This is a genomic window from Arthrobacter sp. Y3225116 (assembly GCF_059091245.1).
This window is the reverse complement of the sequence record NZ_JBNHGL010000062.1, coordinates 1-13,861: the sequence shown is the minus strand read 5'-3', so window position 1 is coordinate 13,861 and position 13,861 is coordinate 1. Positions and strand designations below refer to the sequence as shown.

13 protein-coding genes are annotated in these 13,861 nt (G+C 69.1%); 8 read left to right on the top strand and 5 right to left on the bottom strand.

Annotation, left to right across the window (positions count from 1 at the left end):
* Positions 1 to 319: 319 nt before the first annotated feature.
* The gene (locus AC5RV2_RS08275) at positions 320 to 2,545 is read left to right on the top strand and encodes a ComEC/Rec2 family competence protein (protein ID WP_494091968.1); all 2,226 of its coding nucleotides are present in this window, start codon (positions 320 to 322) and stop codon (positions 2,543 to 2,545) included.
* 169 nt (positions 2,546 to 2,714) lie between these two features.
* Positions 2,715 to 3,722 carry a DNA polymerase III subunit delta gene (gene holA, locus AC5RV2_RS08270; RefSeq protein ID WP_494091967.1) on the top strand — a complete coding sequence of 336 codons (1,008 nt, stop codon included), beginning with the start codon at positions 2,715 to 2,717 and terminating at the stop codon, positions 3,720 to 3,722.
* A gap of 252 nt (positions 3,723 to 3,974) precedes the next feature.
* On the opposite strand, the gene rpsT is transcribed toward holA, so the two are convergent.
* Complete coding sequence (rpsT, locus tag AC5RV2_RS08265; protein WP_493978395.1) at positions 3,975 to 4,235, bottom strand: 30S ribosomal protein S20; 261 nt, start codon at positions 4,233 to 4,235, stop codon at positions 3,975 to 3,977.
* Positions 4,236 to 4,455: 220 nt separating this feature from the next.
* Positions 4,456 to 5,034, bottom strand: coding sequence for a type II toxin-antitoxin system PemK/MazF family toxin (locus AC5RV2_RS08260; protein WP_494091966.1), 579 nt, complete (start codon positions 5,032 to 5,034; stop codon positions 4,456 to 4,458).
* Positions 5,035 to 5,300: 266 nt separating this feature from the next.
* Between AC5RV2_RS08260 and lepA the strand changes: the two genes are divergently transcribed.
* Together lepA and hemW are read left to right on the top strand one after the other, a co-directional pair.
* On the top strand, positions 5,301 to 7,154 hold the full coding sequence (gene lepA / locus AC5RV2_RS08255) for a translation elongation factor 4 (protein WP_493999775.1): 1,854 nt from the start codon (positions 5,301 to 5,303) through the stop codon (positions 7,152 to 7,154).
* Positions 7,155 to 7,201: 47 nt separating this feature from the next.
* A complete protein-coding gene (gene hemW, locus AC5RV2_RS08250; RefSeq protein WP_494091965.1) occupies positions 7,202 to 8,431 on the top strand; it encodes a radical SAM family heme chaperone HemW in 1,230 nt (409 codons plus the stop codon).
* Here hemW and AC5RV2_RS08245 read toward each other — a convergent pair.
* Positions 8,379 to 9,005 carry a TetR-like C-terminal domain-containing protein gene (locus AC5RV2_RS08245; protein ID WP_494091964.1) on the bottom strand — a complete coding sequence of 209 codons (627 nt, stop codon included), beginning with the start codon at positions 9,003 to 9,005 and terminating at the stop codon, positions 8,379 to 8,381. The two genes, hemW and AC5RV2_RS08245, sit on opposite strands and share 53 nt — an antisense overlap.
* 55 nt (positions 9,006 to 9,060) lie before the next feature.
* Between AC5RV2_RS08245 and AC5RV2_RS08240 the strand changes: the two genes are divergently transcribed.
* The gene (locus AC5RV2_RS08240) at positions 9,061 to 9,546 is read left to right on the top strand and encodes a DUF4188 domain-containing protein (protein WP_494091963.1); all 486 of its coding nucleotides are present in this window, start codon (positions 9,061 to 9,063) and stop codon (positions 9,544 to 9,546) included.
* Positions 9,547 to 9,559: 13 nt separating this feature from the next.
* Here the strand turns inward: AC5RV2_RS08240 and AC5RV2_RS08235 are convergent, their stop codons facing one another.
* Entirely contained in the window at positions 9,560 to 9,982 is a 423-nt protein-coding gene (locus AC5RV2_RS08235) for a DUF4870 domain-containing protein (RefSeq protein WP_494067883.1), read from the bottom strand.
* Between the two features lie 109 nt (positions 9,983 to 10,091).
* Positions 10,092 to 10,934 (bottom strand): DUF3097 domain-containing protein, encoded by an 843-nt coding sequence (locus tag AC5RV2_RS08230; RefSeq protein ID WP_494067882.1) that lies wholly within the window; start codon positions 10,932 to 10,934, stop codon positions 10,092 to 10,094.
* Between the two features lie 146 nt (positions 10,935 to 11,080).
* Between AC5RV2_RS08230 and hrcA the strand changes: the two genes are divergently transcribed.
* The 3 genes from hrcA to AC5RV2_RS08215 all read left to right on the top strand — a co-directional run.
* Positions 11,081 to 12,094, top strand: coding sequence for a heat-inducible transcriptional repressor HrcA (hrcA, locus tag AC5RV2_RS08225; protein WP_494091962.1), 1,014 nt, complete (start codon positions 11,081 to 11,083; stop codon positions 12,092 to 12,094).
* Positions 12,095 to 12,167: 73 nt separating this feature from the next.
* Entirely contained in the window at positions 12,168 to 13,301 is a 1,134-nt protein-coding gene (gene dnaJ, locus AC5RV2_RS08220; RefSeq protein WP_494001258.1) for a molecular chaperone DnaJ, read from the top strand.
* A 2-nt stretch (positions 13,302 to 13,303) separates the two neighbouring features.
* On the top strand, positions 13,304 to 13,861 hold a 558-nt coding region (locus AC5RV2_RS08215; protein ID WP_494091961.1), incomplete at its 3' end, for an RsmE family RNA methyltransferase.

Genomic DNA, 13,861 nt, shown 5'->3' with positions numbered 1-13,861 from the left:
GGCATGCTGGGCAGCTGGGCTGGCGCTGCCACACGCGCCGCCGGGGGTGGCCCTGCTGTCCGCGGGCGTGCTGTTGGGAACCGCCTGTGCAGCGGCAGCCCGTTTGCTGTTGCCGCTGCGGCCGGTCCGGCTCCTGCCTCGACCTGCCAGCTTGCCGGCACGCCACCATCGGACCAGGCCCCGGGAAGACCCGCCTCAGCCAAGATCCCCCCGGCAGGCAAGTCTGCACCACCCACACGCCCGGCAGCAGGGGCACCCGCCTCAATCCCGCGTCCGACCTCGGCGCGGCGGCGGCGCGGGCGGCATTGCCGTCGTCGTTGTGCTGTGCAGTTGCACCGGGCTGCTGGCACTGACGGTGGGGCTGCAGCAGGCGGAGCGGCTGGCGGGGCCCATCGGGACGGCCATCACCGCCGAGCAGACCGTCACGGCTCGCCTGGTGGTCACCGGGGACGCCGCGGAGGTCGAGGCGCCGCGGCAGTTTGGCAGCGGGCCGCGTTTCCACCTGACCGCCACCATCGTAGAGGCCACGGCCGACCGCGTGCGGTTCGAGGCCCACACGCCGGTGCTGGTCCTCGGCGGGCCGGAGTGGGCCCACGTGCGGTTCGGCGAGCGGCTGCGGACCTCCGGCAAGCTCGTCCGGGCGGACCCGGGCCAGGCCGTCGACGCCCTGCTGATAGCAGCCACCGCCCCGTCGGAGCGCTCGGCACCACCCCTGGACGCGTGGGTCTCGGCCCTGCGCGGCCAGTTCGTGGTGGCGCTCGCGGGATTGCCACCCGACGCCCGGGGGCTCCTTCCCGGGATGGTGCTGGGGGACAAGGAACACCAGGGTGCGGACCTCGAGGAGGCCATGCGGCGTACCGGGCTGACGCACCTTCTCACGGTCAGCGGCGCCAATGTTTCGTATGTGCTGGCCTTCATCTACCTGCTCGGTTCGGCAGTCAGGCTGCCCCGGTGGGCGAAGGCGGTAGCGGGCCTTGTTGGTCTCGCCGGATTCGTGCTGCTGGTCCGGCCGGAGCCCAGCGTGCTGCGGGCGGCGGTGATGGGTTCGCTGGGAGTGGTTGCGGTGCTGAGCGGACGGCGCAGGGCAGCGCTGTCCTTCCTGGCCGTTGCGGTGCTGGTGCTGCTGATCGTCGATCCGTGGCTGGCTGCCAGCTACAGCTTCGTGCTCTCGGTGTTGGCAACCCTCTCCCTCGTGCTGCTGGGGACCGCGTGCTCCCGCCGCCTGCAGCGCTTCCTGCCGGTCCCGCTGGCGCACGCGGTCGCCATGCCGCTGGCGGCGCAGGTCTTCTGTGCCCCGGTCATTGTCCAACTCCAGCCCGAACTGGCCTTGTATGCTGTCCCCGCCAACGTGGCTGCGGGACCGCTGGTCCCCTTCATCACGGTCGCCGGGATGATCGGGACGGGACTGCTGCCGCTGTTTCCCGGACCGGGCGCGGCGGTGCTGCATGCCGCGGGCTGGATGACCTTGTGGATCGCAGCCGTCGCCCGCTGGTTCTCCGAATTGCCCATGGCCGCGCTGCCGTGGGCGGGTGGCCCGCTGGGTGCCGCCGGAGCGGCGGGTGCCGGTTTGGCGCTCCTGTGGGGATTACGGGCCGCGGACAGGCGGCGGCATCCGCAGGAGCAACACCTTGGGTGCGACGACGTCGCCGGGTCGGAGTTGCGGGGGCGCGGCTTCGCTTCCGGCATGCGCCCTACGTTGCTCAAGCTGATCTGTTGGACGGCCCTGCCCGGGCTCGCGGCAGGGGCGCTGGCGGGTGCACTGCTGCGGCCGGCACCGGCGGGGGAGTGGGACGTGGCGGCCTGCGACGTGGGACAGGGGGATGGGTTGGTGGTGCGCACAGGCGAGGGCAGCGCGATCGTGGTGGATACCGGCCCCGACCCGGAGGCGATGGACCGGTGCCTTGAAGGACTCGGCGTGGTACGGATCGACCTGCTGGTGCTGACTCACATGCACCTGGACCACTATGGCGGACTCGCGGGAGCCGTTGCGGGACGGCAGACAGCGCGAGTGCTGTACTCGAGCGCCGAGGCAGCGCCGCCGGCTTCCGTGCTGGCCTCGCTTGAGGACCGGCGGCTGCAGGCAGAACGTGCCTTCGCGGGCTTGTCCGGCTCGTCGGGCGCAGTTGCATGGGCGGTGCACTGGCCGGTGGAGGGCGGCGGCGGCCTGTCCGAAAACGACGCGAGCATCGTCATCGACATCACGCTGCCATCGCCTGCCGGGGGATCGACGCGGATGCTGCTGACCGGCGATCTGGAGGAGGAGCAATTGCCGGCCCTGATACGCCGGTTGGGCCCGGACTTCGCCGTCGACGTGCTCAAGGTCAGCCATCACGGCGCACGGAACGGGGGAACCGAACTTATCACCGCGCTGCGGCCGGCCGCGGCCCTGATCTCCGTGGGCGCCGGCAACGATTACGGCCATCCGGCGGGCGAAATCCTGGCGGCGCTCCAAGCGGCCGGCGCGCACGTCCTCAGGACCGACGAGCTGGGAACGGTCCTCGTGGACGTCGGCGACCGGGAATTGTCCGTCCGCGCCAACCGCTAGCCGGGCAGCGGGGGCCCGAGCCGGCCGGGCAGGGGAGAACTGTGCCAAGTGGGTAACGAGAACTGAGCCAAGCGGGCAGCGGAGACCCGGGCCAGGCGGCAGCGGGCAACTACTTTGGGCAAAAGGCCCGGATCGTGAAACTCTTGACCTGAACAAGGAGGAAACTGCCGTGAACCCGCCACCCGGATCCCGCTCTTCGGCCGCCAAGAAGAGTGCCGTCACCGTGTCCTGGCGTGACGTCGAGCCGGCCGCCGTCGTGCTCGTCAGCGGTCCGGAAGAGTACTTGGCCCACCGGGCCAAGGAACGCATCCGGGGCCTCCTGCGCGGCCGGCACCCGGACCTCGAGCTGGTCCAGCTCGATGCCTCCGCCTACACCACCGGCGAGCTCATCATGCTGGCCAGCCCCAGCCTCTTCGGAGAAGCTAAACTCATCGAGGCGTCGTCCCTGGCGCAGATGAACGACGAGTTCCTCACGGACCTGCTGGCCTATGTGGCGGCACCGGCCGAGGACGTCTGGCTCGTCCTGCACCACGGGGGCGGAACCCGCGGCAAGAAACTGCTGGACGCGGTCAAGGCTTCCGGTGCCCCCGTGGTCGACTGCCAGGCCATGAAAAAGGACTCCGAAAAACTGGACTTCGTCAGGCAGGAGTTCAAGTCGGCCCGCCGGGCCATCGAACCCGCCGCGGCCCAGGCCCTGGTGGCCGCCGTCGGCTCGTCCCTCCCGGACCTGGCAGCCGCCTGTTCCCAATTGATTTCCGACGCCGACAGTGCGGTCACCGAAGAGACGGTCGAGAAGTACTACGGCGGGCGGGTCGAGGCCACCGGATTCAAAGTCGCGGATGCGGCCGTATCCGGCCGCGGCGCGGCCGCGCTGTCGTCCCTCCGGCACGCCCTGGCCACGGGGGTGGATCCCGTGCCGATCGTTGCCGTGCTGGCCATGAAGCTGCGCCAGATTGCCAAGGTCAAGAGCGCGTCGGCCAATGCGCGCGATCTGGGCATGGCGCCGTGGCAGTTCGACCAGGCCCGCAGGGACGCGCGCTTGTGGGAATCAGATGCCCTGGCCCGCTGCATCCAGGTTTTGGCCGAGACCGATGCCCAGGTCAAAGGCGAGGGCCGCGACCCGGAATATGCCGTGGAGCGGGCCGTCACCTTGATCGCCACCAGCGCGCGCCGCTGAACCTCAGGCGCCGCTGGCTCTTCCGCCGTGTCCGCGGACCCGGCTGCCCATGGTCAGGATCGCATGCAGCGGGATGGCTGTGTCCACCCCATGAAGACCCCCGGCGCCCGCGGACACAACCAAAGGTACCCTCCGGGCGGGCCGTCGTCTGCAGCCGGACGGCCGGACGCACAAAAGCCGGAGGCCACCACCCCGAACGGGTGGCGGCCTCCGGCCTCGGCTTAGGTCGGCCTTTCGGCCGGAACGCGCTGCTTAGAGCGCGTTGACCTTCTTGGCCAGCGAAGACTTGTGGTTCGCGGCGTTGTTCTTGTGGATGACACCCTTGCTGACGGCCTTGTCGAGCTTCCGGCTAGCGGCAACCAGGGCGGTGGCGGCGGCGTCCTGGTCAGCGGACTGGACGGCACCGGTCACGGCGCGGATGGCGGTCTTCAGCTCGGACCGAACCGAGATGTTGCGCTGGCGTGCCTTCTCGTTGGTGAGGATGCGCTTCTTCTGGGACTTGATATTGGCCACGAAATAACTCTCTTTGTTGAGGAACTTGGTCTTTTGAGGGCAGTCGGTCCGGTCATTGACTGAGCGGCGTGGGGTACCGTAATGGCAACCGGCCCGAGGTGCCCGTCGACCTGCGCGGACACACAGCTATAAATGTTAGCAGATCCGTGCTCAGGACGGCGGACCTGCGCGCGACCGACACGCCGCGCCCCGGCCGCAGTTCAGCCCGCCGCCCCTCCGATCAGCTCCAGCCGCGGCGGCGCATGGCCCGGGCAACCTCGTCGAACGAGGCCCGCGGCAGCACCGCTCCTTCGCGCCGGACCCGATCCGGCTCCAGTTGCAGCACGCGGTCGAGCTTGACTTCACTCGGGCTGCCCCGGACGTCCCAGGCGCCGGAGCCCAGATCCAGGTAGTCGCCGTCGCGCCGGCCGTCGTTGTTCCGGTCCCGTGTGGTCAGCATGAGCGCCAGCAAGCGGCCGCGGTGGTAGCCGATGACCAGGACGGGCCGGTCCTTGCCCCGCGTGTGGTCCTCTTCATACGGCACCCACGTCCAGACGATCTCGCCGGGATCCGGCGCGCCGTCGGCCTCGGGGGAGTAGCTGATGGTCCCGGTGCCCCGGTAGTCGCCCGGATACGCCGAGCCCGGACCGGTTTCCGTGCCCCGGGGACCGGCCACACCTCCGGGAGGCCGGCCCTGCCTGCCGGCCACCGGACCGCGCCGCGGCGTGGAACCTCCGGAGTGTCCGGCGCCGGACAGCCCGCGGACGACCCGGACGGCGGAGCGAAGGAGACGGTTGAGGCCGCGCTGGGAAAATGCCATGGCCCTAGGCTACCGAGGGCGGCACGGGCGGGAAATCGGCGCGTCTGTCGTTTCGGCGCGGCCGCGAGAACGGCAGGTCTGCCGGTTCGGCACCTGCGCGAGAGCGGCGGGTCCGTCGATCCGGCACATGAGCGATCTCGCCGGCTACGCGCCCGGGTGCGCGGATCCCGGGCCGGCGTGGGACACTTATAGTTGAGCAAATTCAGCGTGCTGGTCGACCCGGCCGCATTGCCGTAGCCCGCTTGTCTGAGAGTAAGGAACCATCTGTGTCACCGATGGCCCGCACCGCGCCGGTGCCTGCCGCCACCGATCCGGCGATCATCAGGAACTTTTGCATCATCGCCCACATCGACCACGGCAAGTCCACTCTTGCCGACCGGATGCTCCAGCTCACCGGCGTGGTCCAGCCGCGCGACATGAAGGCCCAGTACCTGGACCGGATGGACATCGAGCGGGAACGCGGCATCACCATCAAGTCCCAGGCCGTGCGCATGCCATGGGAGCTTGACGACGTCAGTTACGCCCTGAACATGATCGACACCCCGGGCCACGTTGACTTCACGTACGAGGTTTCGCGGTCGCTGGCAGCCTGCGAAGGCGCGGTCCTGCTGGTGGACGCGGCCCAGGGCATCGAGGCCCAGACGCTGGCCAACCTCTACCTGGCGATGGAGAACGACCTCACCATCATCCCGGTCCTGAACAAGATCGACCTGCCGGCCGCGCAGCCGGAAAAGTACGCGGCCGAGCTGGCGAACCTGATCGGCGGCGATCCCGAAGACGTGCTGAAGGTCTCCGGCAAGACCGGCGTGGGCGTCGAAGCGCTGCTGGACAAGATCGTGCGCGACCTGCCGGCCCCGACGGGCGACGCGGACGCACCGGCCCGCGCGATGATCTTCGACTCGGTCTACGACACCTACCGCGGTGTGGTCACGTATGTCCGCGTGGTCGACGGAAAGCTCTCGCCGCGCGAACGCATCCAGATGATGTCCACCCGTGCCAGCCACGAGCTGCTCGAGATCGGGGTCAGCTCGCCCGAACCCACCCCGTCCAACGGCCTGGGCGTCGGGGAGGTCGGCTACCTGATCACCGGCGTGAAAGACGTCCGCCAGTCCAAGGTCGGCGACACCGTCACCAACCTGCTCAAGCCGGCCGCGGAGTCCCTCGGCGGCTACGCAGACCCCAAGCCCATGGTCTTTTCCGGGCTCTACCCGATCGACGGCACGGACTACCCGGTACTGCGCGACGCGCTGGACAAGCTCAAGCTCAACGACGCGGCACTGATCTACGAGCCGGAGACCTCCGCGGCCCTCGGCTTCGGCTTCCGCGTCGGCTTCCTCGGGCTGCTGCACCTGGAAATCACCCGGGAACGGCTCGAGGCCGAGTTCAACCTGGACCTGATCTCCACGGCCCCCAACGTGGTTTACGAGGTCACGCTGGAGGACAAGAAGGTCCTGACGGTCACCAACCCGAGCGAATATCCCGACGGGAAGGTTTCCGAGGTCCGCGAGCCGATGGTCTCGGCGACCATCCTCGCGCCCAACGAGTTCGTCGGCACCATCATGGAGCTCTGCCAAGGCCGCCGCGGCGAGATGAAGGGGATGGACTACCTTTCAGAGGACCGGGTGGAGCTGCGCTACCGGCTGCCGCTGGCGGAAATCGTCTTCGACTTCTTCGACAACCTCAAGTCGCGCACCCGCGGCTACGCCTCGCTGGACTGGAAGGCCGACGGCGAACAGGTGGCCGACCTGGTCAAGGTGGACATCCTGCTGCAGGGCGAACAGGTCGACGCGTTCAGCGCCATCACGCACCGCGAGAAGGCCTACAGCTACGGCGTGATGATGACGTCCAAGCTGCGCGAACTCATCCCGCGCCAGCAGTTCGAGGTGCCCATCCAGGCCGCCATCGGTTCCCGGATCATCGCGCGCGAAAACATCCGCGCCATCCGCAAGGACGTGCTGGCGAAGTGCTACGGCGGCGACATCTCCCGTAAGCGCAAGCTGCTGGAGAAGCAGAAGGAAGGCAAGAAGCGGATGAAGATGGTCGGCCGCGTGGAGGTCCCGCAGGAGGCCTTCATCGCCGCGCTGTCGTCGGATGACTCCAAGGACAAGGCAAAGAAGTAGTTCCGCAGTGCTTGTGACAACAACGACGACGGCGGAGGCGCGCCTCAGTGCCTAGCGTCCTGCCCGTGGGGGACCCGGCGCCGGCCGACGGCCTGCTGCCCGCACAGGCGGCGGCCGGCGCGGAAGACCGCGCGTTCTGCCTGTATGTGCACATCCCGTTCTGCCGGGTTCGCTGCGGCTACTGCGATTTCAACACCTACACCGCCAAGGAACTGGGTTCCGGCGCGTCGCAGGATGAATACTCGGGCACCCTGAACACGGAGCTGGAGCTGGCCGCGCGGGTCCTGCGTGACTCCGGCGTGCCGGAGCGGCCGCTGTCCACAGTGTTCTTTGGGGGCGGCACGCCCACCCTGCTGCCGGCGGCGGACCTGGCGTCCATGCTGCGCCGGGCCGCGGGCCTGTGGGGTTTGGAGCCGGGCGCCGAGGTCACCACGGAGGCCAACCCGGACTCGGTGACGCCGCAGTCGCTGGAGATCCTGGCCGACGCCGGATTCACCCGGGTGTCCTTCGGCATGCAGTCGGCCGTGCCGCACGTCCTGCAGGTGCTCGACCGCACGCACGACCCGGAGCGGGTGCCGCAGGCGGTGCAGTGGGCACGCGACGCCGGGTTGAACGTCAGCCTCGACCTGATCTACGGCACGCCGGGCGAATCCACCGCGGACTGGGAAGCCAGCCTCGACTCCGCGATCGCCTGCACGCCGGACCATATCTCCGCCTACGCCCTGATCGTCGAGGAAGGCACCAAGCTTGCCGCCCAGATCCGGCGCGGCGAAGTGCCCGGCATCGACGACGACGACCATGCGGCCAAGTATGAGATCGCCGACGCGCGGCTCGGCGCGGCAGGCTTCGGCTGGTACGAGGTCAGCAACTGGGCCCGCACTCCCGAGGACCGCTGCCGGCACAACCTGGCCTACTGGCGCGGGGACGACTGGTGGGGAGCCGGTCCGGGCGCACATTCGCACGTGGGCGGCGTTCGGTGGTGGAACGTGAAGCACCCCGCGGCGTACGCCCAGCGGCTGGCCACGGGGGTATCTCCGGCAGCCGGCCGCGAAACGCTGGACACCGGCACCCGCCAGTTGGAACACGTGATGCTCCAGACCCGCATCATCGACGGGCTGCAGACCCGGGACCTGGGGCCGAACGGCCGGAAGGCCGTGGCCGGGCTGATCGCCGACGCCCTGGTCGACCCGGCCGCGGCCTTCGCCGGGACCATCCGGCTCACCCTCAAGGGCCGGCTGCTGGCCGATGCCGTGGTGCGGCGGCTGCTCGAGGACTGACCGAGCCGGCCTCCAGCGACCGGCCGATCCGGTGCAGGGCCGCCTCGTAGGCGGAGTCCCAGCTCCAGCCGGCCGCCGGGGCGCCCGCCAACTCCAGCGAGACGAGCCCGTGGACCTGGCCCCACACCACGCCGACCATGGACGCGACGTCGTCGTCCGATGCCCCGGGCAGGGCGGCGGCGACGGCGGCAAACAGCGGCGCGATCGCCGGCTCCGCGGCGCCGGGCGTCGGCTGGCACGGCACCTGGCTGGCCAATGAACCGCCGAACATGAGGCCGTACAGGACAGGATGCTCCAGGGCCCACGCCCGATAGGCCCTGCCCAGCGCCTCCAGTCCGTCGGGAGCGGCGCGCTGCTGGGAGGCCGCGAAGGAGGCGAAACCGTCGTCGAGGATGGCGGTGAGCAGCTCCGCCTTCCCGCCGAAGAGCGAGTACACCGCCGTCGTTGACGTCCCGGCCGCCGCCGCGATCGCCCGGAGCGACACGGCGGGGGCGCCGTCGCGGGCGATCAGGGCCGCGGCAGTGTCGAGGAGCGTGCGGCGCAGCGAATCATCGTGGACTATGGGTCTTGCCATGCCCCCAGTATTCCATAACAATGTTCTGTAACACTGTTATGAAAGGAATCGGCTCATGTCGGAACAAGTACACACAGGACGGTTCACGGCCGACCCGGGCGGCGAACGGGTTACCGTCTTCCTTATCGGGATGCGGGCCAACCGCTGGTGGAAGGTGGGCAGGGTGGCACGCACCGCGTCGGCGATGCCGGCGATGCTGGCGCACCTGGCGGCCTCGCCGGAGGCCGGGCTGCTGGGCTTCCACCAGTGGTTCGGGCGGACCACGATCATGGTCAGCTATTGGAAGAGCCCGGAACATTTGCAGCGGTTCGCCTCCGACCGCTCGGCCCCGCACCTGGAACCCTGGCGGCGGTTCATGCGCGAATCGGCCGGCAGCGGGGATGTCGGCGTCTGGCACGAGACCTACGAGACGGTGCCGGGGGGCCGGGAGAGTGTCTACAGCGACATGCCGCGCTTCGGCCTGGCCGCGGCGACCGCCCACGTGCCGATCGCGGCGGGGATGAACACCGCCGGCCAGCGGTTCTCGCGGAAGGCAGGGTAGGAGGCCAGCAGGGCTAGCGGAACAAGCGCAGGTTGTAGGCGTACCGGTAGGGGACGCCGCGGTTGCACTTGACGCCGGCAATGACGGAATAAACCGTGAGGAAGACCCAGATGGAGGCCGCGATGACGGCAAAGAGCCCGCTGACCGCCGGGATGACGATCAGCAGGTTCGCAATGATGGCCACCACGGTGGGCGGAACGGTGAAGTTCAGAGCCTCTTTGGACTCCTGGGCGGTAAAGGGACCGCGGTCCTTGAAAATCAGGTAGATCGCCAGCGACGGGAAGCAGCCCAGGATGCCGCCGAAGTGCGCCATGGTTGCCCATTGCCGGTCCTCCGAAGGGGTCAGGGGCAAAGCGGACGCCGACGCGCTCTGGTACTGCTGGCGCGGAGCGGACTTGCGCTCCGGCTGCTGCTTACGAGCAGAGTTCTCGGACACTGGACCTACCTTCGGAAAATCTTCTGATGGCTCACTTCTGTTCCTAGCCTAGCCGTTCCACCCCGTCACCCGGTGCATTCCGCGGGCGCCGGCGCCGGCCGGGGCCGGCTCACACGGTCAGGAAATCGATGACTTCTTCCACCCGGCCCAGGAGGCTGGGCTCCAGGTCGGCATAGGTGTTGACACTGCCCAGCAGCCTCTTCCAGCCGTCGGCGATGTCGATCTGGGTCCGGTGCGGCCAGCCGAGGCCGGCGAGGATGCCGGTCTTCCAATCGGTGCCGCGCGGAACCACCGGCCACGCGGACCGCCCGATGACCGCCGGTTTAATGGCCTGCCAAACATCGACGTAGGGGTGGCCCACAATCAGTACGTTGCCCGCCGCAGCGGGCACGGCCATGGCGGCCTCGGCTATCCGCCACTCCTTGGAGTTGGGGACCAGGTGGTCCACCAAAATGCCGAGCCTGCGCTGCGGACCGGGGGAGAAGTCCGCCACGGCCGCCGCCAAATCGTCCACGCCGTGCAGGGGTTCGACCACGATTCCCTCTACCCGGAGATCGTCTCCCCAGACCTTTTCCACGAGTTCGGCGTCATGCTTGCCTTCGACCCAGATCCGGCTGGCCCGTGCGACCCTGGCACGCTGTCCCTCGACCTTGACCGAACCGGAGGCCGTCCGTTGCCGGACGGGTGCCTTCTGCGCCGGCGCCGCCGGCACCACCTTCACCGGCTCGCCCTCGAACAGGAAGCCGAAACCCAGCGGAAACGAGCGGACCTTGCCCCGGCGGTCTTCCAGCGAAACCAGATGCACACCGCCGGACTTCTCCACCCGGACGACGGCGCCGACCCACCCGCTCTGTGCATCCTCGAGCACCAGTCCCGGTTCGGCGCCGATTTCGCGCAGTGCCCGGGCCTTGGGGGCGGTGAGATCCTGGGGGCCCCAGCCGTAGCTGCTCATAAACTTTAAGTCCTCTGCTGGTTGTGGTCCTCACGGCACGGCCGCCCGACAATGCTAACAACGGCGGCGACGTATTAGACTTAGCACTTGGACGTGTTGAGTGCTAACGGTCTGTCCGCAGACGAGTTGGAGACAGGAGGAGTGCAGTGAGCGAGGTCCGGAGGCTGGAAGTACTCCGCGCCATTGTCGAAGACTATGTGCACTCGCGCGAGCCGGTGGGCTCCAAGGCACTGGTCGACCGGCACAGCCTGGGCGTGTCGTCAGCCACGATCCGCAATGACATGGCGGCGCTGGAGGAAGAGGGGCTGATCGTCGCCCCGCACACCAGCGCCGGCCGGATTCCCACGGACAAGGGCTACCGCCTGTTCGTGGACCGGATTTCGGACGTCAAGCCGCTCTCTGCCCCCGAGCGCCGCGCCATCCAGAAACTGCTGGAAGGCGCCGACGACCTCGACGATGTCATGGAACGCACCGTGCGGTTGCTGTCCCAGTTGACCAACCAGGTGGCCGTCATCCAGTATCCCCAGCTGGGTGCCGCCAAGGTGCGCCACATCGAATTCATCCTGCTGGCTCCCAAAAGGGCCCTGGTCGTGCTGATCGCGGACAACGGCAAGGTGGAGCAGCATGTCGCGGCGCTTCCGGCGGACGTCACCGAGGATGCCCTGTCCACGCTGCGCGCTGCATTCCTGTCGGCGCTGTCCGGGAAACCGCTGGCGGCAGTGCCGGGGCTGCTGAAGACCTTCCCGGTGCCGCCGCAGACGGCCCCGGCGGGCACGGCCGAGGCCTTGGCGTCGCAGCTTTCGCAGCTTGCCGCGGCCACGAACGAGGAGCGGATCCTGATGGCCGGCACGGCCAACCTGGCCCGTTCCACGGTCGACTTCCAGCTGAGCATCGGTCCCATCCTCGAGGCTCTTGAAGAACAGGTGGTGCTGCTGCAGCTGCTCTCCGAACTGCATCAGGACGCGCGTGGCATGTCGGTGAGCATCGGCAGCGAAAACCCCTACGGTTCGCTGGCCGAAACCTCCGTGGTGGCCACCGGGTACGGCCCGGGCGCGACGGCCAAGGTCGGCATCCTCGGCCCCACCCGGATGGACTATCCCACCACCATGGCCGCGGTGCGCGCCGTCGCCCGTTATTTGTCACGGATCCTCGCCGGCTAGCCACACGCCGCGCAGTGTCCGCACCGGCCGTCGGCGCCGGTGAATCGATCCCCAGGAAGTGAAGTACTACAAGGTGAGTAACCACTACGACGCCCTCGGTGTCAGCCAGGACGCCTCCACCGAGGAAATCAAGAAGGCCTACCGCAAGCTGGCCCGCAAGCTGCACCCGGACGTGAACCCCGGCCCGGAGGCAGCCGAACAGTTCAAGCAGGTCAGCCACGCCTACGAGGTGCTGTCCGACCCGCAGAAGCGGCGCATCTACGACACCACCGGCAACGAGAACGGCAACGACACCGGCTTCGGCGGTGGCTTCTCCGGGTCCGGGTTCGCCTTCCAGGACATCTTCGAAAGCTTCTTCGGCGGCGCCGGGGCGGGCGGCGCCGGTCCGGCCTCCCGGACCCGCCGCGGCCAGGACGCCCTGATCAACGTGCGGATCGACCTCAAGGACGCCGTCTTCGGGGTCAACAAGAAAATCGAAGTGGACACCGCCGTCGTCTGCCCCACCTGCGACGGCAGTTGCTGCCGCCCCGGCACCAGCCCGCGCACCTGCGACATCTGCGGCGGTTCCGGCCAGGTCCAGCGTGCGGTGCGGTCCATTCTGGGCCAGGTCATGACCACTGCCGCGTGCGGGAGCTGCCAGGGCTTCGGCACGGTCATTCCCGACCCCTGCAACGAGTGCAACGGGGAAGGCCGCGTCCGCAGCCGGCGTTCGCTCACCATCAAGCTCCCGGCGGGCGTCGGGACCGGAACGCGGATCCAGCTGGCCGGCCAGGGCGAAGCAGGCCCCGCCGGCGGCCCGCAGGGCGACCTGTATGTGGAAATCCGCGTCAACCCGGACAAGAACTTCATCCGCGAGGGCGACGACCTGCACGTCACGCTCTCGGTGCCGATGACCGCTGCCGCGCTGGGCACCGACCTCACGCTGGACACCTTCGACGGCGAACAGGAAGTCAGCATCAAGCCGGGCACGCAGGCGGGCGAGACCCTCACCCTGCGCGGCCTGGGCGTGACCCACCTGCGCGGTTACGGCCGCGGCGACCTGCAGGTGCACGTGCATGTGGAAACCCCCAGCAAGCTGGATGCGGAGCAGGAGGACCTGCTGCGCCGGCTGGCCCGGGCCCGCGGCGAGGAATACACCGAGGGCAAGCTGGCGTCCTCCGGCACGGGCGTCTTCGCCCGCCTGCGGGACCGGCTCGGTAACCTCTAGGCGTGACCAGCCACCTGTTCTTCACCGCTCCGGGCGAGCTCGACGACGTCGCTCCGGGCGACAGCTTCACCCTGGCCGGGGACGAGGCGCGGCACGCCGTCACCGTCAAGCGGATCGAACCGGGCGAAGCCGTCGATCTGGCCGACGGGCTGGGCCGGCGGCTGATAGGGGAGGCCGTTGCCGGCACGTCCGGCCAGCTCACCGTCCGCGCGCTCCGGATCCTGCAGGAACCGAGGCCGGACCCGGAGTTGGTGCTGGTGCAGGCGCTGGCCAAGGGAAACCGCGACGAACTTGCCATCGAAGCGGCCACCGAACTGGGCGTCGACGCCGTGGTGCCGTGGCAGGCCGAACGCAGCATCGTGCGCTGGAAGGCGGACAAGGCGGCCAAGGGCGCGGCGAAATGGCAGCTGGCGGTCCGGGCGGCCGCCAAACAGTCGCGGCGTGCCCGCGTTCCGGAAGTGGAGCCGCTGGTGGAACGGGCCGGGCTCTGTGCCCTGATCCGGGACAGCCGGCTCTCGCTGCTGCTGCACGAGGACGCCGCAGGCAGCGTCGCCGACGCC